At 65.4% G+C, this 23,569-nt stretch carries 26 protein-coding genes and 1 tRNA gene; 9 read left to right on the top strand and 18 right to left on the bottom strand.

What is annotated here, in order from left to right; all coding sequences use genetic code 11:
* Positions 1–41: 41 nt before the first annotated feature.
* Complete coding sequence (locus tag ACW7G0_RS00575) at positions 42–284, top strand: K+/H+ antiporter subunit F (protein ID WP_456989402.1); 243 nt, start codon at positions 42–44, stop codon at positions 282–284.
* Positions 281–667, top strand: coding sequence for a Na+/H+ antiporter subunit G (locus ACW7G0_RS00570; protein WP_456962474.1), 387 nt, complete (start codon positions 281–283; stop codon positions 665–667). The genes ACW7G0_RS00575 and ACW7G0_RS00570 overlap by 4 nt, the downstream gene beginning before the upstream one ends.
* 16 nt (positions 668–683) lie before the next feature.
* Here the strand turns inward: ACW7G0_RS00570 and ACW7G0_RS00565 are convergent, their stop codons facing one another.
* The 4 genes from ACW7G0_RS00565 to hppD form a co-directional block, all read right to left on the bottom strand.
* Positions 684–1,634 carry a calcium/sodium antiporter gene (locus ACW7G0_RS00565; protein WP_456978817.1) on the bottom strand — a complete coding sequence of 317 codons (951 nt, stop codon included), beginning with the start codon at positions 1,632–1,634 and terminating at the stop codon, positions 684–686.
* Between the two features lie 265 nt (positions 1,635–1,899).
* Positions 1,900–2,586 (bottom strand): lectin, encoded by a 687-nt coding sequence (locus ACW7G0_RS00560; protein ID WP_456986963.1) that lies wholly within the window; start codon positions 2,584–2,586, stop codon positions 1,900–1,902.
* A gap of 131 nt (positions 2,587–2,717) precedes the next feature.
* Positions 2,718–4,022: a homogentisate 1,2-dioxygenase gene (gene hmgA / locus ACW7G0_RS00555; protein WP_456986961.1), complete on the bottom strand. Its 1,305-nt coding sequence runs from the start codon at positions 4,020–4,022 to the stop codon at positions 2,718–2,720.
* 31 nt (positions 4,023–4,053) lie between these two features.
* Complete coding sequence (gene hppD / locus ACW7G0_RS00550; RefSeq protein ID WP_456986960.1) at positions 4,054–5,145, bottom strand: 4-hydroxyphenylpyruvate dioxygenase; 1,092 nt, start codon at positions 5,143–5,145, stop codon at positions 4,054–4,056.
* 142 nt (positions 5,146–5,287) lie between these two features.
* Between hppD and ACW7G0_RS00545 the strand changes: the two genes are divergently transcribed.
* A complete protein-coding gene (locus ACW7G0_RS00545) occupies positions 5,288–5,782 on the top strand; it encodes a MarR family winged helix-turn-helix transcriptional regulator (RefSeq protein ID WP_456986959.1) in 495 nt (164 codons plus the stop codon).
* A gap of 109 nt (positions 5,783–5,891) precedes the next feature.
* Here the strand turns inward: ACW7G0_RS00545 and ACW7G0_RS00540 are convergent, their stop codons facing one another.
* Together ACW7G0_RS00540 and ACW7G0_RS00535 are read right to left on the bottom strand one after the other, a co-directional pair.
* Positions 5,892–7,511, bottom strand: a complete 1,620-nt coding sequence (locus ACW7G0_RS00540; RefSeq protein WP_456986957.1) for a peptide MFS transporter — start codon at positions 7,509–7,511, stop codon at positions 5,892–5,894.
* Positions 7,512–7,727: 216 nt separating this feature from the next.
* Complete coding sequence (locus tag ACW7G0_RS00535) at positions 7,728–8,615, bottom strand: tryptophan 2,3-dioxygenase (RefSeq protein ID WP_456986956.1); 888 nt, start codon at positions 8,613–8,615, stop codon at positions 7,728–7,730.
* A gap of 146 nt (positions 8,616–8,761) precedes the next feature.
* Between ACW7G0_RS00535 and pdhA the strand changes: the two genes are divergently transcribed.
* The 4 genes from pdhA to ACW7G0_RS00515 all read left to right on the top strand — a co-directional run bounded on the left by pdhA (position 8,762) and on the right by ACW7G0_RS00515 (position 12,763).
* The gene (gene pdhA / locus ACW7G0_RS00530) at positions 8,762–9,835 is read left to right on the top strand and encodes a pyruvate dehydrogenase (acetyl-transferring) E1 component subunit alpha (protein ID WP_456986954.1); all 1,074 of its coding nucleotides are present in this window, start codon (positions 8,762–8,764) and stop codon (positions 9,833–9,835) included.
* Positions 9,832–10,863: an alpha-ketoacid dehydrogenase subunit beta gene (locus ACW7G0_RS00525; protein ID WP_456986953.1), complete on the top strand. Its 1,032-nt coding sequence runs from the start codon at positions 9,832–9,834 to the stop codon at positions 10,861–10,863. Before pdhA ends, ACW7G0_RS00525 begins: the two co-directional genes overlap by 4 nt.
* A gap of 67 nt (positions 10,864–10,930) precedes the next feature.
* A complete protein-coding gene (locus ACW7G0_RS00520) occupies positions 10,931–12,322 on the top strand; it encodes a dihydrolipoamide acetyltransferase family protein (RefSeq protein ID WP_456986951.1) in 1,392 nt (463 codons plus the stop codon).
* Between the two features lie 57 nt (positions 12,323–12,379).
* Entirely contained in the window at positions 12,380–12,763 is a 384-nt protein-coding gene (locus ACW7G0_RS00515) for a VOC family protein (RefSeq protein WP_456986949.1), read from the top strand.
* A gap of 63 nt (positions 12,764–12,826) precedes the next feature.
* Here the strand turns inward: ACW7G0_RS00515 and ACW7G0_RS00510 are convergent, their stop codons facing one another.
* The 8 genes from ACW7G0_RS00510 to birA all read right to left on the bottom strand — a co-directional run bounded on the left by ACW7G0_RS00510 (position 12,827) and on the right by birA (position 18,605).
* Positions 12,827–14,158, bottom strand: coding sequence for a tryptophan--tRNA ligase (locus tag ACW7G0_RS00510; RefSeq protein ID WP_456986947.1), 1,332 nt, complete (start codon positions 14,156–14,158; stop codon positions 12,827–12,829).
* Between the two features lie 156 nt (positions 14,159–14,314).
* Positions 14,315–14,515 carry a CsbD family protein gene (locus ACW7G0_RS00505; RefSeq protein ID WP_456986946.1) on the bottom strand — a complete coding sequence of 67 codons (201 nt, stop codon included), beginning with the start codon at positions 14,513–14,515 and terminating at the stop codon, positions 14,315–14,317.
* Positions 14,516–14,729: 214 nt separating this feature from the next.
* Positions 14,730–14,894, bottom strand: a complete 165-nt coding sequence (locus tag ACW7G0_RS00500) for an entericidin A/B family lipoprotein (protein ID WP_456978217.1) — start codon at positions 14,892–14,894, stop codon at positions 14,730–14,732.
* Between the two features lie 171 nt (positions 14,895–15,065).
* A complete protein-coding gene (gene rocF, locus ACW7G0_RS00495; protein ID WP_456962487.1) occupies positions 15,066–15,989 on the bottom strand; it encodes an arginase in 924 nt (307 codons plus the stop codon).
* A 15-nt stretch (positions 15,990–16,004) separates the two neighbouring features.
* Positions 16,005–16,080, bottom strand: a tRNA-Thr gene (locus tag ACW7G0_RS00490).
* 12 nt (positions 16,081–16,092) lie between these two features.
* Positions 16,093–16,812, bottom strand: a complete 720-nt coding sequence (locus ACW7G0_RS00485; protein WP_456986944.1) for a hypothetical protein — start codon at positions 16,810–16,812, stop codon at positions 16,093–16,095.
* 36 nt (positions 16,813–16,848) lie between these two features.
* On the bottom strand, positions 16,849–17,610 hold the full coding sequence (locus tag ACW7G0_RS00480) for a type III pantothenate kinase (protein WP_456986942.1): 762 nt from the start codon (positions 17,608–17,610) through the stop codon (positions 16,849–16,851).
* On the bottom strand, positions 17,610–18,605 hold the full coding sequence (gene birA / locus ACW7G0_RS00475) for a bifunctional biotin--[acetyl-CoA-carboxylase] ligase/biotin operon repressor BirA (protein WP_456989401.1): 996 nt from the start codon (positions 18,603–18,605) through the stop codon (positions 17,610–17,612). Before birA ends, ACW7G0_RS00480 begins: the two co-directional genes overlap by 1 nt.
* 257 nt (positions 18,606–18,862) lie before the next feature.
* On the opposite strand from birA, the gene ACW7G0_RS00470 reads away from it, so the two are divergent.
* Together ACW7G0_RS00470 and ACW7G0_RS00465 are read left to right on the top strand one after the other, a co-directional pair.
* Positions 18,863–19,102, top strand: a complete 240-nt coding sequence (locus ACW7G0_RS00470; RefSeq protein WP_456986941.1) for a hypothetical protein — start codon at positions 18,863–18,865, stop codon at positions 19,100–19,102.
* A 12-nt stretch (positions 19,103–19,114) separates the two neighbouring features.
* On the top strand, positions 19,115–19,858 hold the full coding sequence (locus tag ACW7G0_RS00465) for a M90 family metallopeptidase (protein WP_456989400.1): 744 nt from the start codon (positions 19,115–19,117) through the stop codon (positions 19,856–19,858).
* 67 nt (positions 19,859–19,925) lie between these two features.
* Here ACW7G0_RS00465 and ACW7G0_RS00460 read toward each other — a convergent pair whose 3' ends face one another.
* From ACW7G0_RS00460 to ACW7G0_RS00445, 4 genes are all read right to left on the bottom strand, one after another.
* The gene (locus tag ACW7G0_RS00460) at positions 19,926–21,320 is read right to left on the bottom strand and encodes an ATP-binding protein (RefSeq protein WP_456986940.1); all 1,395 of its coding nucleotides are present in this window, start codon (positions 21,318–21,320) and stop codon (positions 19,926–19,928) included.
* 28 nt (positions 21,321–21,348) lie between these two features.
* A complete protein-coding gene (locus tag ACW7G0_RS00455; RefSeq protein ID WP_456962492.1) occupies positions 21,349–22,032 on the bottom strand; it encodes a response regulator transcription factor in 684 nt (227 codons plus the stop codon).
* 90 nt (positions 22,033–22,122) lie between these two features.
* On the bottom strand, positions 22,123–22,485 hold the full coding sequence (locus ACW7G0_RS00450) for a PepSY domain-containing protein (protein ID WP_456986939.1): 363 nt from the start codon (positions 22,483–22,485) through the stop codon (positions 22,123–22,125).
* Between the two features lie 137 nt (positions 22,486–22,622).
* Positions 22,623–23,549 (bottom strand): arginine deiminase-related protein, encoded by a 927-nt coding sequence (locus ACW7G0_RS00445; RefSeq protein WP_456986938.1) that lies wholly within the window; start codon positions 23,547–23,549, stop codon positions 22,623–22,625.
* Positions 23,550–23,569: the final 20 nt, after the last annotated feature.

Below are 23,569 nucleotides of genomic sequence, written 5' to 3'. Positions count from 1 at the left end.
TCTTTGGTACCAGCCTGCTGGGCGCGGCGGTGGTCGCCTCGATGTGCATGATCGGACTGGCGATGCTGCTTGCATTGTGGCGGCTGTTGCGTGGCCCGACCGTGCCGGACCGCATCCTCGCCCTGGATACGCTCAATGTCACCGCGATCGCCGAGCTGGTGCTGTTTGGCATCTACCTGGGGACGCCAGTGTATTTCGAGGCGGCATTGATCATCGCCATGCTCGGCTTCACCAGTACCGTGGTGTTGTGCAAGTACGTGCTGCGCCGGGACATCGTCGAATGAGCGCGGTATTGCAGGTCGTGTTTGAGCTGGCGCTGGTGCTGTTGCTGCTGGTTGGCAGCTTCTTTACCGTCATGGGCGCCTTCAGCCTGGTCAAGCTGTCGGAGTTCTTCAAGCGCCTGCATGGTCCGACCAAGGCCAGCACCCTGGGCGTCGCCTGCCTGCTGGCGGCGTCGGTCGGCTACCACGCATTCGCCGGGACCGACCCGCAGCCGCGCGAGCTGTTGATCAGCGTGTTCCTGTTGATCACCGCGCCGATCAGCGCGCAGCTGATGGCCAAGGCGGCGTTGTCGTTGCGCATGGACGAGCGCCCGCAACTGCCCGGCAAGCCCGAAGACACCCACGTGCCACCGCGTCCGGACGGTGAGCCTGACGGCACTCATTGACGGCCCGACGACCCAGTCAGGCCAGCGTCAGCAGCTCGTAGGCAAGCCAGGCCACGAATGCCAGCAGCAGGATCGCGCCTTCGCGGCGATTGATCGACAGGTCGCCACGCAGCATCGGATACAGCATCAGCGCCAGCACCAGCGCCGCCGGCAACTCGAAGCGCACGAACGAGCCGGGCAGCGCCAACGTGCTCCACGCCGCCATTCCGCCCACGATCAGCAACAGGTTGAACAGGCTGGACCCGATCACGTGGCCGACCACCATGTCGCCCTGTCCCCGGCGCGCGGCCATCACAGCCGCGGCGACCTCAGGCAGCGCGGTGCCGATCGCCACCGGCAGCAAACCGGTCATCAGCGGCAGCATGCCCAGCTCTGCGCCGATAGCCGGCGCGCTGGCGACCACCCAGCGCGAGCCGAAGTACAGCAGCGCGGCGGCGATGCCGAAGCGAAGCAGGTTCAGGCCAAGATCGCTACCGGTGCGGGTGAATGCCTCGATGCGCTCGCGCAACTGTGCCGATTCCCCTCGGGATCGCGCCAGCGCAAACGCCACCGTGGCCACGAACGCGGCCAGCAGGACCAGGCCATCGATCCGCCCCAGGCGGCCATCCCAGCCCAGCACGATGGTCAGCAGTGTGCCGATGATCAGGCACAGCAACAGCGGCGACAGCGCCCGCCACTGGACCAGCAACGGTGCCGCCAACGCGGCCGCGCCCAGGGTCAGGCCGAAGTTGACGATGTTGCTGCCCACCGCGTTGCCCAGCGCAAGTCCGGGCTGGCCGTTGGCGATCGCCTGCAGGTTGACCGCCAGTTCCGGCAACGAGGTGCCGAACGCCACCAGCATCAACCCGGCCACGAAGGGTGACAGCCCCCAATGGCGCGCCAGTCCGGAAGCACCCTTGACGATGGAGTCTCCGCCCAGGCCGAGCAGCACCAATCCCGCTACGAACAAGCCGACGGTTTCCAGCATCCCGGTGATCCCCGTGGTCAATGATTCCTGATTCTATCCTGACGTCCGCCTGCCGAAGCGGCCGGCGGCCAGGGTCGGTCAAACGCCCCGATTAACTCATTGAAGGCAAAGTCCATGGATCCCCGCCTGCGCGGGGATGACGGATGAAGGGGATGACGGATGAAGGGGATGACGGATGAAGGGGATGACGGATGAAGGGAATGACGGATGAAGGGGATGACGGATGAAGGGAATGACGGATGAAAGTTTCTTGTGGGACGCCCCGCTAGGCACAACCTTCGACATAGTCGACCGCCGGAGGGACGCCGACCCGCCACTCGGTGACGATGCCATCGGCATCGGTTGCGAATACCAGCACCCCGTCGCCACCTTCGGGATTTTTGATCCGTAGATAGTGGCCACCCGGGACATACTTGTGCGGGGTCTGCTCGATCCTGCCGGGGTACAGCTGCTCAATGCGCTCACTGTCCATTCCGTGCTGGCCGCCACCGGGCGCCACCATCTCGTCGTTGGCCACCGAATAGCGCGCAAATCGCCCGTCCACGAACATCAGCGCGAAATAGGCAATGCTCGGCTGGCCGGCCGGACTGAGGTGAAAACATGACTCACCCTCGGCTGGATTGCCGCTCAACTCGCCGTCCCACAGCTGCCTGACCTGCTCGGCATCCATGCCGAAATCGACATTGGCGTAGCCGTCGAAGCGCGCCTTGCCGGGCGCCGGCTCGGCCGCCGAGGGCAGTTCACCGGGCATCACGGTGCCGGGCGGCGCGGTAGCCGGCGGAATGTCCTCGCCGGGCTGGTCCAGTACCGCCGTCTGGTCGGCCGGCGACGTCGTCGCGTCCGCGAAGCCGGGATCATCATCTCGGTCGGCGCTGCAGCCGGCCATGGTCAAGGCGACCGCAAATGCGAGGGCGAGCGACAGCATGGTCGGGTTCGGCAGGCCAGGCTTCATCAACAACTCCACGTCCAGTGATGAACTCAGGCTACTGAGGCGGTGTGAATGCGGCGCGAAGCGATGCACACGGGCGCTTGCCGGTGTATCGCGACGAATGCTGATGCCCACCCGTATTCGACGTGCCGCACTCAACCGGGGTCGAAGTGCTTCTGCAGGCCGGCCCAGCAGGCCTGGTAGTCGCGTTGGCGATGGGGGGCCGCCAATGCCTCGGCGGTGGGCCGGATCACGGCACGGGTCTCGAACATGAACGCCATCGTGTCGACAACCACATCGGGCCGGTCCAGCTCGGCCCGACTCGCCTTGTCGAAAGTTACCGCATCGGGGCCGTGGCCGGTCATCGAGTTGTGCAGCGAGCAGCCGCCGGGCGAGAAACCTTCCGCCTTCGCATCGTAGGCGCCATGCAACAGCCCCATGAACTCGCTGGCGATATTGCGGTGGAACCACGGCGGCCGGAACGTATCCTGGGCCACCAGCCAGCGCGGCGGGAAGATCGCGAAATCGATGTTGCTGGTGCCGGGCGTGTCGCTGGGCGAATGCAACACCAGGAAGATGCTCGGGTCGGGATGGTCGAAACTGATCGAGCCGATCGCGTTGAACCGGCGCAGGTCGTATTTGTACGGCGCGTAGTTGCCGTGCCAGCCGACCACATCCAGCGGCGAGTGGTCGATATCCGCACGCCACAGGTGGCCCTGGAACTTGCCGATCAGCTCGAACGGCGCGTCGGCGGGGGCGTCGATGTCCTCGAAGGCCGCGTTGGGGGTCAGGAAATCACGCGAATTCGCCAGTCCATTGCTGCCGATCGGGCCCAGGTCGGGCAACTGCAGCAGCGCACCGAAGTTCTCGCACACGTAGCCGCGGGCCTGCGGATCGAGCAACTCGACCCGGAACCGCACCCCGCGCGGGATTACCGCGATTTCCTGCGGCTCGACCTCCAGCACCCCCAACTCGGTGGCGATACGCAGCCGGCCGAGCTGCGGGACGATCAGCAGTTCGCCATCGGCATCGTAGAAAAAGCGCCCCTGCATCGACCGGTTGGCGGCGTACAGATGGATGCCAATGCCGGTCTGGGCACTGGGCGACCCGTTGCCGGCCACCGTGAACAGGCCATCGACAAAGTCGGTGGGTTGCTCGGGCAGTGGCAACGGATCCCAGCGCAACTGGTCCGGGGTGACCGGCCCGGACTGGAAGTCACTGTGCAGCCGCGGCTGCTCATGCAGCGAGAACGGCCCGTGCATCGCCGCCGGGCGTATCCGGTACAGCCAGCTGCGGCGGTTGGCATGGCGCGGTGCGGTGAACGCGGTGCCGGACAACTGCTCGGCGTACAGGCCGTGAGCGACCTTCTGCGGCGAATTGCGACCGATCGGCAGCGTCCCCGCCACCGCCTCGGTCGCGAACTCGTTGCCAAACCCCGATTGATAACCGTTCGACTTCATGGCGAATTGCTACCTTGTTTTACCGCGCGGTTTACAGCACGCCGCGCTTGATCTGGTCGCGCTCGATGCTCTCGAACAGCGCCTGGAAGTTGCCTTCGCCGAAGCCTTCATTGCCCTTGCGCTGGATGATCTCGAAGAAGATCGGGCCGATCGCATTGGTGGTGAAGATCTGCAGCAGCAAGCGCTTCTTGGTTTCCAGGTCGGCGTCGAGCAGGATCTTGTTCCTCTGCAGGCGCGGCACGTCCTCGCCGTGGTTCGGGACGCGCTGGTCGATCACATCGAAATAAGTGTCCGGGGTGTCGAGGAACTCGATCCCCGACGCGCGCATCGCCTCGACGGTCCCGTAGATGTCGTCGGTGAAGCAGGCGATGTGCTGGATGCCCTCGCCCTTGTAGGCGTCCAGATACTCGTTGATCTGGCTCTTCGGATCGTTGGACTCGTTGAGCGGGATGCGCACCACGCCGTCCGGCGCCGTCATCGCCTTCGACACCAGCCCGGTCTTGGCGCCCTTGATGTCGAAGTACTTGATCTCACGGAAGTTGAACAGCTTCTCGTAGTACTCCGACCACTTGGCCATGTTGCCGAAGTACAGGTTGTGGGTCAGGTGGTCGATGAAGGTCAGGCCGAACCCCTTCGGATCCTGGTCGGCGCCCTGCACCGGTAGGAAGTCCTCATAGACGCTGCCCTTGTCGCCATAGCGATCGACCAGGTACAGCATGCAATCGCCGATACCCTTCACCACCGGCGCATTCACCGCCTTGGTGTCGGCCTTGTCCACCACCGACTCGCCACCATTGCCGAGCACGGTCTGGCAGACCTTGTCGGCCGGTTGCTTGAAGCGGATCGCGAAACCGGTCGCACACGGGCCGTGGGCCTTGGCGAAGTCGGCCGCGAAGCTGTCGGGGTCGTCATTGACCAGGAAGTTCACCCCGCCCTGGCGGTACAGCGTGATCGGACGGGTCTTGTGGTGCATCACTGCGGTGAAGCCCATCTTGCGGAAGTACTCATGCAGCTGCTCGCCCTGACCTTGGGGCGCGGCGAACTCGACGAACTCGAAGCCGTCGATGCCAAGCGGGTTTTCGAACGTGGTGACTTGCATGCCAAGGTTGGGCTGGGCGCTCATGGGGGACTCCTGGAATTACGTTGGCCGGACTATTGACCGGATATCAGGGACGCCTCGCGCATCGGAATGTGCGGGCTTTGCATCAGACTCGCTGCTTAAGGTTATAGTTTCATATGAAACCATAAGCAAGGCGCAGTGCAACATGAACAGCGACCAGCCGGGCCACGCACAACTCGATCATGCACAACTGGATCTGGAGCATTTCCTCCCCTACCGGCTGTCGGTGTTGTCCAACCGGCTCAGCACCGCAATTGCGCAACTGTATGCAGACCGGTTTTCGCTGGCGATGACCGAATGGCGGGTCATGGCGGTGCTGGGGCGGTACCCGGACCTGTCGGCCAACCAGGTCACCCAGCGCACCGCGATGGACAAGGTCGCCGTCAGCCGGGCGGTAGCGCGATTGATCGAGGCCGACTGGCTGGAGCGGACCCTGCACGAGAACGACCGTCGGCGCTCGATACTGCGCCTGAGCGCGGCGGGCTACCGCGTTTACGACGAGGTGGCACCGATGGCACTGGAGTTCGAGCAGCGCTTGTTCGGCGGCATGGACCCGGCACAACGCAAGCAGTTGTTCCAGTGGCTGGATCGCCTAGACGAGATGGAAATCGACATCGCCGCGGCGCAGTCGAAGGGATGACGAGCAAAAGCGGGATGATGAGGAAGAATCAACAAAAACGGCGACCTCGGTCGCCGTTTTCTTTTGATTGCGCGGCCGATTCACCGGCCGCGCTTAGACCAAACTCGTGCTACCTGAGTTCTTTGTCCGGGCGGGTACCGGCCGCGGCCGGCTCGCCGATTTCGCTCTGACCGGCCAACCCCTGATTGTGGTCGTCGCCGACATCTTCATGCATCAGGCGTTTGATGAATGGCGAGATCAGGATCACCACGACACCGACACCGATCGCGATCCAGCCAATCCGGCCATACACGTCCATCACCGGCGTCGCTCCCTCGATGGCTCCGGCCGCACTGCCACTGGTCGCCTGGGCAATCAACCCGGCGATGAAGTTGCCGGCCGCGCTGGCCAGGAACCACGTACCCATCATCAGGCTCACCATGCTGGCCGGTGCCAGCTTGGTCATGGCCGACAAACCCACCGGCGACAGGCACAACTCACCCATCGTGTGCAGCAGGTAGATCAGGAAGATGAAGATCACCGGGGTCGGATTGCCGGTCCCGGTCGCCACCACGCCGGCCACCAGCACCAGGAACCCGGCACCGAGCTGAATCAGGCCAAGACCGAACTTGGCCGGCGTCGATGGCTCCAGCCCCCGCTTTGCCAGCCATAGCCACAGCCAGGCGAACACCGGCGCCAACAGGATGATGTACATCGAGTTGAGCGACTGGAACATGCCCGACGGCACGGTCCACCCGAACAGCTCCCGGTTGACGTTTTCATCGGTATAGACGTTCAGCGAGGAACCGGCCTGCTCGAACAGCGCCCAGAACAGCGGTTGCAGCGCGATCAGGAACAGCGCCGCGAGAATCCGGTCGCGATCGATCTTGTCCAGCTTGAACACCGCGTTGTACAGAAACCAGGCCACCACGGCCGCGCCCGTAAGGCCCAACAGCCCACCGACGACGGACTGGTACTGGACCAGCGCCCAGACGATCACCACTCCGACCAGGCCAGACACGTACACCATCCACTCCAGGGGAACACCCAGCACCGGGCGCTTGAGCGCGTCGACGTCGGGCGCTTCACCGTGACCGAGCAAGTGCGGCCGCCCCCAGACGAACACGATCAAGCCGAGGAGCATGCCGACACCAGCGGCGCCGAAGCCCCAACCCCAGCCGTAGGTCTGTCCGAGGTAGGCCACCAGCAACGAGCCCAGGGCCGCGCCGAGGTTGATGCCCATGTAGAAGATCGTGAACGCCGGGTCGCGACGCGGATCGCCCTGGCCGTACAACTGACCCACGATCACCGAAATATTCGCCTTCAGGAAGCCGACGCCCATGATGATGAAGGCCAGTGCCAGCCAGAACACTTCGATGTAGGTCGAGCCCTGCATCTCCGCCGCACCCAGGCCGCTTGCCGGTCCGGGCCCTTCGAACGCCATCAGTCCGTGGCCGATCACCAGCAGGATGGCGCCGAACTGTACCGCCTTGCGCTGCCCGAGCCAGCGATCGGCGATGTAACCGCCCACCACCGGAGTGATGTAGACCAGCGCGGTGTACGCGCCGTAGATGATGTAGGCCTTTTCTTCCGCGAACAGCCAGTGCTGCAGCAAATAGAAGATCAGGATCGCGCGCATGCCGTAATAGGAGAAGCGCTCCCACATCTCGGCGAAGAACAGTACGAAAAGACCGCGTGGATGGCCCAGGAAGGTCTTGCCTTCCGCGAACGGTGCTGGATTGCTGGCCACTGGTTTTGCTACTCCTGAAACGGTGGTCGACTGCCTTGCGGGCCGTCTGTCTGGACTTGCACTGGCCGCTTCACGGCACGCAGTACGGAGCGGACCACCCGGCACTCGCACCGGGCGGAAGCGCGTAGGTGTAACCGGTTCCCTGCGTGTCCGTCAAATGAACGGGGCTATGACGCAATGCAACAATCCGTCAGGGACATGTGCGATGTAAACCGGTTAAGGGCCGGCCGCGATGGGCGCGTTTCCCGGTTTGGTGCCAATGGTGGTGCGAACCTCGAACAGCTCGGGGAAAAACGTCAACTCCAGCGCCTGCTTGAGGAAGCCCACGCCCGACGACCCTCCGGTACCGCGCTTGAAGCCGATGATCCGCAACACCGTGCTCATGTGCCGGAACCGCCACAGCTGGAACTGGCTTTCCAGGTCCACCAGGTCCTCACACAGGTGGTAAGCCTGCCAATGGGTCGCCGAATCCTCGTAGATGCGCGCGAACACCGGGATCAGCCCGGGGTCGGAGACATGCGCCAGCGACCAGTCACGTTGCAACAAATGCGCCGGCACGGCATGGCCATGGCGGCTCAGATAGCTCAGCGCTTCGTCATACAGCCCGGGGCTTTCCAGCACCCCACGCAAACTTGCCTCCGCCACCGGATCGTGCGCGAACACCTTCAGCATCGCGGCATTCTTGTTGCCCAGCAGGAACTCGATCTGGCGGTACTGCAGCGACTGGAAGCCCGACGACGGTCCCAGGATGTCGCGGAACCGCATGTAATCCGATGGCGTCAGCGTTTCCAGTACCGACCACATCTCGGTCAACTGATGGAGCACCTTCTTGCACCGCGCCAACGCCTTCTGGCAAGCGCCCACGTTATCGTCGCGCAGGTGCGCGGCGGCGGCCTTGAGCTCGTGGATCATCAGCTTCATCCACAACTCGGAGACCTGGTGCTGGACGATGAACAACAGCTCGTCGTGCTCGGCCGGACTGGACAACGGATGCTGCGCATCCAGCAGCCGATCCAGGTGCAGGTACCCCGCATAACTCATCCGTCCCGACAAATCGGTGTGGATGCCGGTTTCCAGCTGGCGCTCGTTCTTGTCCGCGCTCATCGCATGCTCCTGAGGTGGACGGCAAGGGTAGCGCATGGGCCTGCCCCAACCGCCACGCCCTGACCCCGCTTGCCGCACCACACAACGGCTTTTTTCACCGGGCCGGGTATGATTGGCGCCCTTCGTATGGTCCCGGGAAGCATGTAATGACGGTCGCTGCGACATTTGAAATCGAGTACCTGCAATACCTTGGCGAGGACGGCAAGCTCGTCGGCGAGCTGCCCGAGGCGTTTCGCGATCCCAAGGAGCTGCTGCCATTGTTCAAGCAGATGCTGTTCGTGCGCACCTTCGACAGCAAGTCGATCAAGCTGCAGCGCACCGGCAAGCTGGGCACCTATGCCGCCAGCCTTGGGCATGAAGCGACCCATGTCGGCATCGGCGCTTCGATGCGCCCCGAAGACGTGTTCGCTCCCAGCTACCGCGAGTACGGCGCGCAGTTCATGCGCGGCGTACAGCCGCGCGAAGTGTTGCTGTACTGGGGTGGCGATGAGCGCGGCAATGATTTTGCCCACGCCCCGCACGACTATCCGTGGTGCGTACCGATCTCGACCCAGTGCCTGATGGCGGCCGGGGCGGCGCTGTCGTTCAAGCTGCGCAAGCTCGACCGCGTCGCGGTGGCCTGCTGCGGCGATGGCGGCTCGTCGAAGACCGATTTCTACGCCGCGTTGAACTCGGCCGGCGCATTCAAGTCGCCGCTGGTGTTGTGCGTGATCAACAACGGCTGGGCGATCTCGGTGCCTCGCAGCTCCCAGACCGGCGCGGAAACGCTGGCCCAGAAGGGCATTGCCGGCGGCCTGCATTGCCTGCAGGTGGACGGCAACGACCTGATCGCGGTGCTGGAAGCCATGCGCCGGGCCACCGAGCGCGCCCGCAGCGGTGGCGGCGGCAGCGTGATCGAGTTCATGACCTACCGCCTGCACGACCACACCACCGCCGACGATGCGACCCGCTACCGCGACGACGCCGAGGTCAAGGCCGGTTGGACCCGTGAGCCGATGCTGCGCCTGCGGACCTACCTCACCGACCAGGGCCTGTGGTCGGAGGCCGAGGAAACCGCCTGGATCGAGGAGTGCGGACGGTTGGTCGACATCGAGATCAACGCCTATCTGGAGACACCGGTGCAGCCGGTGGAAGCCATGTTCGACTATCTCTACGCCGATCCACCGGCCGACCTGCTGGAACAACGCCAACAAGCCATCGACCGGGAGGGCCGCGCATGAGCACCACCACCAAACCGGCCGCCAACGCCGCCCAAGCGCCCAAGACCGCTGCCGCCATCACCCTGATCGAGGCGATCACCCAGGCGCTGGCCTACGAGATCCGTGCCGACGACGCCGTCGTGGTGCTGGGCGAGGACGTCGGTGTCAACGGCGGCGTGTTCCGCGCCACTGCCGGCCTGCACGCGCAATTCGGCTCCGAGCGGATCATCGACACCCCGCTGGACGAGACCACCATTGCCGGCCTCACCGTCGGCATGGCCAGCCAGGGCATGAAGCCGGTGGCCGAGGCCCAGTTCGACGGCTTCATGTACCCGATGGTCGACTTCATCGTCTGCCACGCCGCGCGCATGCGTTACCGCACCCGCGGCCGGCTGACCTGCCCGATGGTGCTGCGGGTGCCGTGGGGCGGTGGCATCCGCGCGCCGGAGCACCACAGCGAGGCCAACGAGTCGATCTTCACCAACGTGCCCGGCCTGCGCGTGGTCATGCCGTCCTCGCCGCAGCGCGCCTACGGCATGTTGCTGGCGGCGATCCGCGAACCCGATCCGGTGATCTTCTTCGAACCCAAGCGCATCTACCGGCAATACAAGGAGCTGGTGCCCGACGACGGCGAGGCGCTGCCGCTGGACGTGTGCTACGTGCTGCGCGACGGCACCGACGTGACCCTGGTGACCTGGGGCGCGCAGGTGAAGGAGGCACTGGAGGCCGCCGACAAGCTGGCCGAAGAAGGCATCAGCGCCGAGGTCATCGATGTGGCGACGCTGCGTCCGCTGGACTTCGCCACGATTGCCGAGTCGGTCAGCAAGACCGGCCGTTGCGTGATCGTGCACGAGGCCCCGAAGACCGCCGGATTTGGCGCCGAGATCGCCGCCCGCCTGGCCGAGGAGTCGATGTACGACCTTGTCGCGCCGGTCGAGCGCGTTACCGGCTATGACACCCATATCCCGCTGTTCCGGCTGGAAATGAAGTACCTGCCCAGCGTTGCTCGCGTGGTCGAGGCGGCGAAGCGCGCAATGGCCGCCAGCTGAGGCAAACGAGACACTGGATTCCCGCGTCCGCGGGAATAGACGATCATTCTTGACGAAGACAATGCTCATGACCGCACAGAACACGTTCTACCTGCCAGACCTCGGTGAAGGCCTACCTGACGCCACCATCGTGGAGTGGTCGGTCAAGGTCGGCGACACGATCCGCCTGGATGACGCCCTGGTGTCGATGGAGACCGCCAAGGCGATCGTCGAGGTGCCCTCGCCGGTCTCCGGCAAGGTACTGAAGCTTGCCGGCGCGGCGGGCGACGTGATCATCACCGGCGCGATGCTGGCGCAGTTCGAAGTCGACCCCTCGATGCCACAGCGCGCGGCGGGCCAGGACACCGGCCATGGCCACGGTGGCGCGCAACCCGACACCAGTGTCGGCAGCCCGGACCCGGCGCCGGACAACAAGGTCGTGGCCTCAGACGAAGGCGGCGCGATCGAGGAAAACGGCGAGGCCCCTAAGGGCGAGCCGCGCAAGGACAGCGGTACCGTGGTCGGCGCGATGCAATCCTCCGACACGGTCCGTAGCGAGCAGGCCAGCAACGCCGGCGGGGTCAAGGCAGTGCCCGCGGTTCGCGCGCTGGCACGCAAGCTCAAGGTCGATCTGTCACGGGTCACCGCCACCGGCGCCGATGACGTGATCACCATGGGCGACGTCAAGCAGGCGGCCGCCGATGGCTCGGCCAAGCTCGGCGCCGCCCCGGTGGCGCGTGCCCCCGATCGCGCGCCGGCGCCGTCCGCTGCGCCGGCCCAACGCAGCACCTTGTCGCAGGCCGGCAAGCCGATGCGTACCCAGCCACCGGGCGTACCCGCCAGTGGCCAGCCCGAGCAGCTCAAAGGCGTGCGCCGCAACATGGCCCGGGTCATGGCCGACGCCCACGCCAAGGTGGTGCCAACCACGCTGGTCGACGACGCCGACCTGCACGCCTGGATCGGCAAACAGGACATCACCGCCCGGCTGATCCGCTCGATCGTGGCCGCGTGCAAGGCGGTGCCGGCGCTCAATGCCTGGTTCGACGGCGACAAGCTGGTGCGCACGATGCACCCGCATGTCGATATCGGCATCGCCGTGGACACCGACGACGGCTTGTTCGTGCCGGCGTTGCGCAATGCCGACATGCTCGATGCGACCGGCGTACGTGGCGCCATCAAGCGCCTGCGCGCGCAGGTCGAGGATCGCTCGATCCCGGCCAGCGAACTGTCCGGCTACACCATCTCGCTGTCCAACTTCGGCATGTTCGCCGGCCGTTACGCGACGCCAGTGGTGGTGCCGCCGACCGTCGCCATCGTTGGCGCCGGCAAGCTCTCCCATGACGTGGTCGCGGTGATGGGTGGCATCGAGGTTCATCGCCGGATGCCGATCTCGCTGACCTTCGATCACCGCGCGGCCACCGGCGGCGAAGCGGCGCGGTTCCTGAAGGCACTGCTGGACGACCTGTCGGCGCCGAACTGAGGCACGCCCACCGCGGAACCCGGCCACGCCGGGTCCCGCAGGCCACGGAGATGAGCCATGGCACACCGCAGCCGCCTCGCCGGATTCATCATCGACAGCCGCGGCGATGACCTCGGCGCAACCGCGGGTTTCTGGAGCGCCGCACTCGGCATGGCGATCGTCGATCCCGACTCCGGCGGCACCGGCCAATACGCCGAATTCGGCGGCGCGCCGGGCGACCTGCATGTCGAAGTGCAGAAAGTCGAACATCCCTCGCGCGTGCATCTGGACATCGAAACCGACGACATCGACGCCGAGGTCGCGCGGCTGGAAGTGCTTGGCGCGACCCGGGTCGCGTTCGTGAAGCGCTGGTGGGTGATGCAGGCGCCCGACGGCCAGCGTTTCTGCGTGGTGCGCATGCGCGAGGACAACACCCGCGCCGCGCCCAACAGCTGGGAGTAAGCGGCCTGCGCACAATATCCGCCGCGCAATATCCGCTCGGTGCCGCTTCCGGCGCGCGTTCGTTCAAACGCCCTTGACAGCGGCCTTCGCGGCATCGGCCGCGGCGAGCGCCTCGAGCGCGGCGCGGATGTCGTCGGCGGTCGCGTCATCGCCCAGCGTCATCACCGGGTCTGCCACGTCGAAGCCTTCCCGCTTGAGCATGCCGATGCGTTGTCCGGCGTCCCTCGGCGAATCGAAGCCCGCGCTTTGCAGCAGCACGCGGTCGCCGTCGACCAGCTTGAAATAGTACAGGCCGTCACCCTCCCGGTACTGCTTGAACAGCGGCATGCTGGCCTTCGCGGCGGGCGCGCACGTTTCGTTGCTGCCGGCCTGCGACAGGTCCCGCAGCCCGACCGCTTCGCGCAATGTCGCCATCAGTGGCGTCGCATGCCGGATGCGCAGGCGCGCGGCACCGTCGCGCAGGATCGCCTCGATCTCGGCCGGCTTCGCCATCAGCGTTTCGTACTTCTCACGCAGTGGCGCGACCTCGGCATCGATGCGTTCGAACAACGCCTGCTTCGCATCGCCCCAGCCAATGCCATCGACGAACGCCTGGCGCATCGCCGCGGTCTCCGCCGGGGAACCGAACGCCTGGTACAGCTGGAACACATTGGAATCGTCGGCATTCTTGGGCTCACCGGGTGCGCGCGAATCGGTGACGATCGAATAGATCAGTTTCTTCAATTGCGCGCGCGGGGTGAACAACGGAATCGTGTTGTCGTAGCTCTTGCTCATCTTGCGGCCATCGAGGCCGGGCAGGGTCGCTACCTGCTCCTCGATCTGCGCCTCGGGCAGGGTAAAATACTCGCGACCCACCGGCGCGCCATATAGATGGTTGAATCGCTGGCCGATGTCGCGCGCCATCTCGATGTGCTGGATCTGGTCGCGGCCGACCGGCACCTTGTGCGCGTTGAACAGCAGGATATCGGCCGCCATCAGCACCGGGTACATGAACAAGCCGGCGGTGATCCCGGCATCGTCGTCCTCACCGGTCTCCCGGTTCTTGTCGACCGAGGCCTTGTAAGCGTGGGCACGGTTGAGCAGCCCCTTGCCGGCAACGCAGGTCAGCAGCCAGGTCAACTCGGTGGTTTCGGGCACGTCGGATTGGCGGTAAAACCAGACCTTGTCCGGCTCCAAGCCACACGCCAGCCAGGTCGCGGCGATCTCCAGGGTCGAGCGCTGCACCCGCGCCGGATCCTGCACCTTGATCAGGGCGTGGTAGTCGGCAAGGAAGTAGAAGCTTTCCACCCCGGCGATACGGCTGGCAGCAACAGCGGGGCGGATCGCGCCAACGTAGTTGCCCAGGTGCGGCGTGCCAGAAGTGGTGATGCCGGTGAGGACGCGGGAGTGCTGCATGGTGAGTCGACTGGGAGTACGGCCGATCAGTTTACCCGCAGCGGGTTTTTACCGGCGGCCACTCGCGCCCACGTAGAGCGACGCAACGAAAACGGGCCGGTTTCCCGGCCCGTTTGTAGCTACCACGGCCCTCGTCGATCCGTGGCCCTCGTCTGATCAGCCCAAGGTCTGGCTGAAGTCCTTCACTTCCTGGTCCGCACGTTCGCGGTCGTAACCGTACTTCTCCTGCAACTTGCCCGACAGGTATTCGGCGTTACCTTCGGCGACATCGAAAACGTCGTCGGTCAGGTCGCCCCATTTGGCTTGCGCCTTGCCTTTGAGCTGGGTCCACTTGCCGGAGATGATATCCTTGTTCATGAATGTTGTCCTCGCTTTTTGGGGGAAGGGAAGAGCTGACAGTGCCGTAGCACTGCGACGCCAGTATCGTCATCGGCCTGTTCAAGTCGCGTCACGGTTGCGTTAGCTGCTGATGACGAGCGCCCGCATCGGTGAAAAGTCCCCTGAGCCTTCAAATGCAAAAAGCCGGATTGCTCCGGCTTTTTGCAGCGAACCTGTTAATCGAATCGACCGATCAGCACTCTGTCGAGGTATCGCAATCGATGTGGCCTTCCGCCTCATCTTCAATCGCATCACCGGCCTTCTGCACGTCTTCACCCACACCGGCCATCGTGTGGCAGGCGGTCAGGGTGCCCATCGAAAACAGGGACAGCAACATCAATGCAATCAATCGCTTCATGGGTTTCTCCTCGGGACAGTGATCCAGTTACACATTTGGCCGCGCTCGTTGTTTGCAGCCGTGAAACCATCATCGCGAAGGCATGTGAAGCCTGCGTGCACCGCAAGGGGTCGGCGACCAATCCAACAGCGGCCGCTGCGGTAACCGTTCAGAAAACCCGGCCGCGCTCGCTCAGCCGCGCATCAGGGTGGACTTGCCAAACAGGCTTTCCACCAGATCGACGGCGACCAGCGCGGTCATGTTGTTGCGGTCCAGGATCGGGTTGAGTTCCACGATGTCCAGCGATGCCATGCGTCCACTGTCGGCAATCATCTCCATCACCAGTTGCGCCTCGCGGTAGGTCGGGCCACCCGGCACGGTGGTGCCCACGCCAGGCGCGACGCTGGGGTCGAGGAAGTCGACATCGAAGCTGACGTGCAGGTGGGTGTTGTCGTCCATCCCGTCCAGCGCCTCCTCCATGACCTGCTTCATCCCGACCTCATCGATGTAACGCATGTCGTAGACGTCCAGGCCATGCTTCTTGACCAGTTGCTTCTCGCCTTCGTCAACGGAGCGGATGCCAATCTGGCGAACCATCGACGGCTGGATCGCCGGCGCATCGCCCCCCAGGTGGGTCAACTCGCGCGGGCCCAACCCACACAGGCAGGACACCGGCATGCCATGGGTGTTGCCGGTGGGAGTGACATCACTGGTATTGAAGTCGGCATGGGCGTCCAGCCAGAGCAGGCGCAAGGTCTTGCCGGTCTCGCGACAATGACGGGCGACCGCCGTTACCGAACCCAGGCCCAGGACGTGATCGCCGCCGAGCATGATCGGCATCCGGCCCGCGGCCAACTCCGCATGCACCGCATCCATTACCAGCCGGTTCCATTCGGTGACTTCGGGCAGGTGGCGATAACCATTGACCGGCCCCTGCCACGGGTTGCGCGGGCCTTCCAGGTTGCCGCGGTCGAGCACGTCGATTCCGCGTGCCGTCAGCGCCTCGCCGATCCCGGCAATCCTCAGCGCCTCCGGCCCCAACCGGGCCCCCCGGTCCCCGGCGCCGACATCCGTGGGCGCGCCGATGATCGAGACGGGTCGATAGGTACGGTTCATGGTGCCTCCAGAGCTTGGTGCCGGCTGTCAGAGTCGAACTGACGACCTACCGCTTACAAGGCGGTTGCTCTACCAACTGAGCTAAGCCGGCGAATCGGTCATTCTAACGCGGCGGCGGGGTCGGTTGATCCGTGGCCGACGATACGGCCGGCAGGTCGGCATCAAACACCTCGCAGTCGATCGGCTTGGCGCGGGATCCGTTGATCGATGCCTGTGCGTCGGCGGGATCAAACCCTTCTCCGGCGCCTGCGTCCAGCCAGTACTCAGCCGGTCCCGCGCCGATGGGGATGACACGCGCGGGAAACCCGGCGGCGACCAAGCTGGCGGCGTGCTGGCGCGCCGAAGACTCGCCGCCGAACAATCCCAGCGAGATGGCATTGGCCTGGCCACCGTCACCGATCACGTAGTAGTCCTTGAATCCGGCGGCCAGCACGCGCGTGGCGGTGTCCTGCGCTTCATCCCGGCTCGGCAATGGTGGCAGCAGCACCTGCCAGCTGCGTGGAGTGCCCGCGGACAAGCTGCGGGTCCTGGCACGCAACAGCTGCGGTTGCAGGCGAAGCTGCGCCTGCCTGGCCGCCGCGGCATCGGCGAACGGGCCAAAGCGAAAGCATTGGCTGGGATCGGCCTGGACGTGCTCCGCTGGCGTGGACGAGGGCGCCGGGACAATCGCTGGATCGGCCCGTGTCTCCGTCACCAGTTGCAAACGGGCGACACCGGCCGCAATCGCAGGCGCGTCGGCGGGCGCGGGCACACGCAGCGCCCACCACAGGGCGACGCCGAGGTTGAGGACCACCAGAAGGACGACAAGGGCGCGAATCAGCATCCGCCGATTGTATCGATCCCTTGCCGCAGCGCGAGGTCAGGCGGGATCCTCGACCCGCGCCCAGTGGGCAAGCCCGTCCAGTACCAGCCGTGGCACCCAACGCGCCTGCGGCAGTCGCGGCAACAATGCCGGTGCACCGCCGCCGTGCAGGTACAAAGTGGGAGCGACGTCCAGTTGCTCACGGGCCATGGCGAGGCTGCGCTCGATCAGCCCCAACGCCGCGCCCTCGCAACCGGAAACCAGGGCGTCGAGGGTGTCGTCGGCGAACTCGAGATAATTCCCGCCCGTCTCCGGCAACTGCCGCGCCCGCCCGTGCAGGGCCTCGCGCATCAAGCTCGGCGAGGCGGCAATGCGGCCCCCGCGATGCAGCCCCTCGGCATCCATCAGGTCGATGGTCAAGGCGGTACCAACCGCGCACACCAACGCCGCACCATCGCCGCGTGCATGCGTGGCGAGCATGGCCAGGAACCGGTCCACGCCCAACCGCGAGGGATCCGCGTAGGCCACTCGAAGCCCATGCCGACCGCGCGAGGTGCGGGCGATCGATATCCGTCCACACCGCGACGACAGCGCCTGCAACAGGGTCACCCGCAATTCGTCGGAGGCGACGCTGGCCAGGTAGGCGATCGATATGTGCGAGGGCAGGCGCCGCTCCAGCTCGGCAACCAGGTTGTCGTTGCGATGATCGATCGCGACGACCTCGCCGGCACTGCCGTCGTCTTCGATCGGCGCGCACTTGAGCCGGCTGTTGCCCAGGTCGAACAGCCAACGTCGCGGCGAGTGAGGGGTTAACACCATCAGTCGGCGCCGATCCGGCGCACGCTGACGTCACCGGAATGGAACGACTTCTCGCTGCCATCATCCAGCCGTACGCGCAACGCACCGTCCACCGCCAAACCGATCGCCGTGCCGGCCTGCTCGCAGCCTTCGCCGCGCAAGATAATGGCCTCGCCTGCCAGTGCATCCATCGCGGCGTAGCGCGGCAACAACGGCCCCAGTCCACTACGGTCGAAGGCGTCCATCGTTGCCACCAGTTCCGCCAGCAGCGCGGAAGCCACGGCGTTTCGCGAGGGCGTTGGCAACAGCAACCGGGACAGATCGCACCAGGGCTGTTCGATCCGGCTTGCGTAGCCATCGGGCATGCGCACGTTCAGCCCCAGCCCGATCACCGCCCGCACCGGCCCGGCATGTTCACCGCTGCCCTCGACCAGCAGGCCCCCCAATTTGCGCAGGCTTCCGTCGGGTCCCGCCACGACCAGGTCATTGGGCCATTTCACGCGAACCTGATGGAAGCCCAGTCCATGCAGCGCCTCGACACTGGCAATCCCTGCCGCCAGGCTGAGGCCGCCAAGCCGTGCCAGGCCACCGGTAAAGCTGCGCGACAACGACAGATACAGGTGGGCGGCAAGCGGCGAATGCCATTCCCGCCCGCGGCGGCCTCGGCCCCCGGTCTGGCGCTCGGCCAGCAACACGGTGGCGCTGCCCTCTTCCGCGCACGGTCGGCGCAGCAATTCGCTGTTGGTCGAATCCAGCGTCCAGGCCAGCTCCAACGACGCCATTCGCGCGCGCACCGGCGCCGACAGCTCCGCGATGATGGCGTCGTTATCGAGCAGGTCCAGCGGCCCGGCCAACTGGTAACCACGGCCCGGCTTGGCATCGATCGCCACCCCGGCCCGGCGCAAAGCCTCAATGCGCTTCCAGACTGCAGCGCGGGTCTGGCCACCGTCGCGTGCCAGCGCATCGCCCGATACCGGCCCCTGGATCAAACGGTTCAACAACGCCCGCTCGTCCATCAGCGCGCCATCGCTGCCGGGCGATTTGGCCGCAGAGCGAATGACCGGCGACAGGAACGGAGGGAAGGACACATGGCCCGATTATGCGCGAACGCGCACCACTGTCGCCGCGCCGGCACCCCACCGCCACCGTGCTGCAACGCAGCATGAGCCGCGCTACGCCCCGCTGGTTTTCGCGTTATAGTCGGAGATCGACGGGATCAAAATCCCGCTGCGCCGAGGTTTCCAAGATGTTGCGGATCGCCCTGTGCTTACTGTTGCTTCTGATTAGTTCGACCGTGGCTGCGCGCGAGGTCAAGATGAGCTCGCCCGACGGTGGTGGCTGCCCGGATGACGGCATCAGCCGGCATTCCGATGAGCTCGCCCCGGCCATGCATCGCAGCACTCCAGCCCGCAGCGAGACCATCAAGATCAAGCCCGGCATCCAGACCGAGACCCCCTCCAACCGGTCGCCGTCGATCCGGCTGCACAGCTTCGTGCCGGGCATGTTTCGTTGATCCTTGAGCAATTTGCTGCGTCGCTTATGGCGCCCTGCCGACCCGATTGACCCCGTCTTGTGGCGCGAAACCCGCGCCGCATTGCCATGGCTGGCCGGGCTGGATGCCCCACGCGAGGCACGGTTGCGGCAGCTGGCGTCGCGCTTCCTGCGCACCAAGACCATCACCCCCATTGACACGCTGCAACTGGGCCCGGCGGATCGCTGCCTGCTGGCGACACTGTGCTGCCTGCCATTGATCGAGTTCGGCGAACAAGGCCTGCAGGGTTGGTCGCAACTGATCATGTATCCGGACGCGTTCCGGGTCGAGCGCAGCCACATCGACGCGGCCGGGGTTTTGCACCAATGGCAGGACGAGTTGATCGGCGAAGCCTGGGATGCCGGTCCGGTAATTCTCTCGTGGGCGGACGTGATGGCTGACTGCGCCGATCCGCGCGCCGGCTACTGCGTGGCGGCGCATGAGATCGCCCACAAGATCGATGTCCTCGACGGCGTGCTTGATGGCACCCCGCCGCTGCCGCGTCGCTGGCAACGCGAGTGGGCGCGCGATTTCCAGGCCGCTTTCGACGCATTGGTCGCCCAGGTCGACGCTGGCCGGGAGACCGCGATCGATGCCTATGCGGCGCAGGCTCCGGAAGAATTCTTCGCGGTGGCCACCGAGTACCACTTCAGTGATCCGGCCAGCCTGGCGCGTGCGATGCCGGCGGTGGCCGCACACCTGGTGCGGTTCTATGGCCCGTCGCCGTTTGCGCGATAGCGCCGGGGCACGACGCACCCGTTCACGGCATGTCGGCTTAGCGCATGCCTGCTTACCGCATGCTTGCCTACAAGCGGGGAGGCAGCTGGATCTCGAAACAGGCGCCGCCGAGCTCTGCGGATTCCGCCACGTCCAGGGTCCCGCGATAGGCACGCACGATGTCCTGCACGATGGCCAGGCCAATGCCGTGGCCTTGCACCCGCTCGTCGCCGCGCACGCCGCGCTGCAAAACCAGCGCAACCTGCTCCGGCGCAATCCCCGGCCCGTCGTCTTCCACCGCAATCACCAACCCGGGGCGGCGATTGGGCGCATCCCCACCGGCCTTGACGGTCAGCAACACACGTGAATCGGCCCATTTGAATGCGTTCTCCAACAGATTGCCCAGCAACTCCATCAGGTCGCCGGGCTCGCCGTTGAACTGGACTCCCTCGGCGATGTCGAACTCGCACAACACGTTTTTGTGCGCGTAGACCTTTTCCAGGCTGCGCACCAGTTGCTCGGCGTGCGGCTCGATGTCCAACGGCGCCGAGAACAGCGCATGGCCACCGGAGGCGGCGCGAGCAAGCTGATAGGAGACCAGGTCGTTCATCCGTTGCAGTTGAGTGAGTACGTCCTCGCGCAACTCGGTCTCCGGCGCGTCGTCTTCCAGCCGCGCACGCAGCACCGCCAGCGGTGTCTTGAGGCTGTGGGCGAGATCGGCCAGGGTATTTCGCTGCTGATCGAGGTTCTCGCGCTCACTTTCGATAAAGGCGTTGATGCTCTCGGCCAGCGGCTCCAGCTCGCGCGGGTGGCGCTCACTCATGCGCGACATGGCGCCGCGCTGGACCCGCTTGAGTTCCTCGATCACCCGTCGCAGCGGATGCAGGCTCCAACGCAGGACCAGCCCTTGCAGCAATAGCAAGACCAGGCCGGCCCCACCGAGATACCGCCACAAGGCTTCGCGGAACACCTCCACCTGGCGGCTCAACGCGGTGGTGTCTTCCAGGATATAGATCGTGTACGGGAACTCGGCGCGAGGATCGTCGCCACCGGCGTAGATCAGGCCACGACCATAGCGATACGCCTGTCCCGGTTGTCCATTGATCTCGGTGATCTGCAGCGGCCCTTCGAAGGTTTCCCGGCGCGCATCCAGCAGTTCCCCGTCGGGCAGTATCGGACCGACCGAGGATGAAGAGTCCCATCGCCCATTGGGCAATACCACTTCCGCGTACAGGCCACTGCCCGGACGCTCGAAACGCGGGTCCGGTGGCATGTAAGGCGGGATGAAGGTGCCATCGCGGGCAAAGTCGCTGTCGGCATAAGCCAGCGCATAACTGCGCATGCGCTGATACAGGTTGCTTTCCGCTGTCTCCAGGAACGCGCGATCAAGCGCGACACCGGCCAGGGCAAGGAATGCCACCAGGCCCAGGCTGGCGGCCAACAATTGGCGTGCCTGCAGCGAACGCGGCTGGGTCCGGCTCATCTTGCGCGGGCGACCGCCGGTGCGCGGGTTATTCGCCGCTGCGCGGGATGGCGAAGCGGTAGCCGCGACCGCGCACGGTCTCGATCGGTTTCAGGCTGCCTTCGGGATCAAGCTTCTTGCGCAGCCGCCCGATGAAGACTTCCAGCACATTGGAGTCGCGGTCGAAGTCCTGCTGGTAGATGTGCTCGGTCAGGTCAGCCTTGGAGACCAGCTCGCCGGCATGCATCATCAGGTATTCCAGCACTTTGTACTCATAGCTGGTGAGGTCGACATTGACCTCATCCACGCTCACCGTCTGCGCGGCAAGGTCCAGGCTTACCGGTCCACACTCAAGGGTCGGCTTGCTCCAGCCCGCGGCACGACGCACCAGCGCGTTGATGCGCGCCAGCAACTCTTCCACATGGAACGGCTTGACCAGGTAATCGTCAGCGCCCTGCTTCAGCCCCTCGACCTTGTCCTGCCAGCTCGATCGAGCGGTGAGGATCAATACCGGGAACTTCTTGCCCTCATCGCGCAGCGCCTTGATCAGCTCCATGCCCGACATCCTGGGCAGGCCAAGGTCGATGATGCCCAGGTCGAACGGCACCTCACGGCCCATGTACAGGCCCTCCTCTCCGTCCTGCGCGGCATCCACCGCATAGCCTTCGCGCTTGAGGCGCGCGGCCAAGGTCTCGCGCAACGGCGCTTCATCTTCTACCAGCAGGATTCGCATGGTTACTCCTTGGATGCTGTCGGCTGCCCTGAACAGGGGAGCGTTACGAGGCAGGATGGCTGTTCAGTTGTTGTCGTGGCGTGTACGGCGTCAATCGTCCTGCGCGGCGTGTTTGCGCGGATCATCAACATACACGCGGACGCGCCCGCTGGAGTCGACGATCTTGATGCGATTGATGTCACGCCCATCGTACGGCACCCGCTCGGCGCTGATCACCTCGCCGTCGGTCCGTCGCTCAACCCGACGCACGGCCTCGGACAATGCGCGCTGGTCTGCGACGCGCTCGCTGTCGTGACCACGACGTTGCGTCGGTCCGGCCTGGCCGCGCTCGATACCCGCCCGGTCCGACTCCCGCGCCTTGTCACGGGTACGCTGCGCCAACGCATCACCGCCCGCCATCGCCGTGGCAATGAAGGCAATCAACGAGGCGAAGATGACGACGCGGCGGGACATGACGCTCCGGGGCCGCGCAACAGGCGCAGCCAACTGGATGAGGGCCTTGCATTCTCGTGACGAGGCGGTGAATCCGGTCTGAACTTTTTCTTCACATCCCGGTCCCGTTCAGTATCGCCGGGCATTGACGCCCATCGTCAATAGATCTCGCCCACGCAGCAGCGCAGCGACCCGCCGCCGGCCTCGATCGCATCCAGCTCGACCGTCCTCACCTGGAACCCGGCGGAGGTCAAGGTGTCGCGGCTGCCCGCCGTCAGCGAACGACCGGCTTCGGCGCTCATCCAGACCGCATCGGGCGACAGTGAAATCGCATTTCCGGCAAACGCGGCGTGCTCGGCGGGCGACAGTTCGATCGCGTGGGGTGCATACAACGCGGCGATCGCCTCGACCACAGCCGGATCGGAAAACCCGTTGGGACAGATCAACGCGGCGCGGCCGGCCAGCACCGCGAGCACCACGTTGGTGTGGTACTCGCCCTCGGCCAGGTCGAACAGCAGCGTCGCGCGCAAGCCCAACGCCTCGTGCATCAACCGCGCGCCCTGCTCGTCGCAACGCTCCGACAAGCCGGCAAAACCAAGGCCGCGCGCGCGGTCGATCACCAGCGCGCCGGTCAGCTCGCACGGGTGCGGCTGGGACGACAGGTCGATCTCGGCATAGCCCAGCACGTCGCCAAAGAACCCGCGGATGTCGTCGCGGCTGGCTTCACGCTGGCGCACCGGGTGCCGCATGCGACCGACCACGTAACGCGGCGTGCCCGCTTCGGGCCGCGAGGTCGCGAACACGTTGTTGGGAAACAGCGCGTCCGGCGTGTCCGGATCACCGGCGAAGCAGATGGTCGGGATGACGTCGGCGAACGCGCGCTGCAGGTCCCGGTGCTGCGCCGACGCGCGTGCGGCGTCGAATCCATCGGCCTGGGCCATGTAGCGGTTGTCGGCGGCGGACTGCTCGGCCAGCCGGAACCCATCGGGCGCAACCATGAAGGCGGCGCGCGCGGTGGCGGGGCCGAAGTCGGCGTCGACGCGGCGGGTTATATCGAGAAAGGCAGCAGTATCACGGGTCAGCATGCGCGGTCCTTGCAGGTCCA

Source organism: Lysobacter sp. A286, assembly GCF_054052105.1.
The sequence above is the reverse complement of the archived record's forward strand: the minus strand, read 5'-3'. Positions and strand labels throughout refer to the sequence as shown.

Coding starts and splice junctions, on each gene's coding strand:
- ACW7G0_RS00575 (WP_456989402.1), top strand. CDS start 42: ATGTGCATGATCGGACTGGCGATGCTGCTTGCATTGTGGCGGCTGTTG.
- ACW7G0_RS00570 (WP_456962474.1), top strand. CDS start 281: ATGAGCGCGGTATTGCAGGTCGTGTTTGAGCTGGCGCTGGTGCTGTTG.
- ACW7G0_RS00565 (WP_456978817.1), bottom strand. CDS start 1,634: ATGCTGGAAACCGTCGGCTTGTTCGTAGCGGGATTGGTGCTGCTCGGC.
- ACW7G0_RS00560 (WP_456986963.1), bottom strand. CDS start 2,586: ATGAAGCCTGGCCTGCCGAACCCGACCATGCTGTCGCTCGCCCTCGCA.
- hmgA (WP_456986961.1), bottom strand. CDS start 4,022: ATGAAGTCGAACGGTTATCAATCGGGGTTTGGCAACGAGTTCGCGACC.
- hppD (WP_456986960.1), bottom strand. CDS start 5,145: ATGAGCGCCCAGCCCAACCTTGGCATGCAAGTCACCACGTTCGAAAAC.
- ACW7G0_RS00545 (WP_456986959.1), top strand. CDS start 5,288: ATGAACAGCGACCAGCCGGGCCACGCACAACTCGATCATGCACAACTG.
- ACW7G0_RS00535 (WP_456986956.1), bottom strand. CDS start 8,615: ATGAGCGCGGACAAGAACGAGCGCCAGCTGGAAACCGGCATCCACACC.
- pdhA (WP_456986954.1), top strand. CDS start 8,762: ATGACGGTCGCTGCGACATTTGAAATCGAGTACCTGCAATACCTTGGC.
- ACW7G0_RS00525 (WP_456986953.1), top strand. CDS start 9,832: ATGAGCACCACCACCAAACCGGCCGCCAACGCCGCCCAAGCGCCCAAG.
- ACW7G0_RS00520 (WP_456986951.1), top strand. CDS start 10,931: ATGACCGCACAGAACACGTTCTACCTGCCAGACCTCGGTGAAGGCCTA.
- ACW7G0_RS00515 (WP_456986949.1), top strand. CDS start 12,380: ATGGCACACCGCAGCCGCCTCGCCGGATTCATCATCGACAGCCGCGGC.
- ACW7G0_RS00510 (WP_456986947.1), bottom strand. CDS start 14,158: ATGCAGCACTCCCGCGTCCTCACCGGCATCACCACTTCTGGCACGCCG.
- ACW7G0_RS00505 (WP_456986946.1), bottom strand. CDS start 14,515: ATGAACAAGGATATCATCTCCGGCAAGTGGACCCAGCTCAAAGGCAAG.
- ACW7G0_RS00500 (WP_456978217.1), bottom strand. CDS start 14,894: ATGAAGCGATTGATTGCATTGATGTTGCTGTCCCTGTTTTCGATGGGC.
- rocF (WP_456962487.1), bottom strand. CDS start 15,989: ATGAACCGTACCTATCGACCCGTCTCGATCATCGGCGCGCCCACGGAT.
- ACW7G0_RS00485 (WP_456986944.1), bottom strand. CDS start 16,812: ATGCTGATTCGCGCCCTTGTCGTCCTTCTGGTGGTCCTCAACCTCGGC.
- ACW7G0_RS00480 (WP_456986942.1), bottom strand. CDS start 17,610: ATGGTGTTAACCCCTCACTCGCCGCGACGTTGGCTGTTCGACCTGGGC.
- birA (WP_456989401.1), bottom strand. CDS start 18,605: ATGGACGAGCGGGCGTTGTTGAACCGTTTGATCCAGGGGCCGGTATCG.
- ACW7G0_RS00460 (WP_456986940.1), bottom strand. CDS start 21,320: ATGAGCCGGACCCAGCCGCGTTCGCTGCAGGCACGCCAATTGTTGGCC.
- ACW7G0_RS00455 (WP_456962492.1), bottom strand. CDS start 22,032: ATGCGAATCCTGCTGGTAGAAGATGAAGCGCCGTTGCGCGAGACCTTG.
- ACW7G0_RS00450 (WP_456986939.1), bottom strand. CDS start 22,485: ATGTCCCGCCGCGTCGTCATCTTCGCCTCGTTGATTGCCTTCATTGCC.
- ACW7G0_RS00445 (WP_456986938.1), bottom strand. CDS start 23,549: ATGCTGACCCGTGATACTGCTGCCTTTCTCGATATAACCCGCCGCGTC.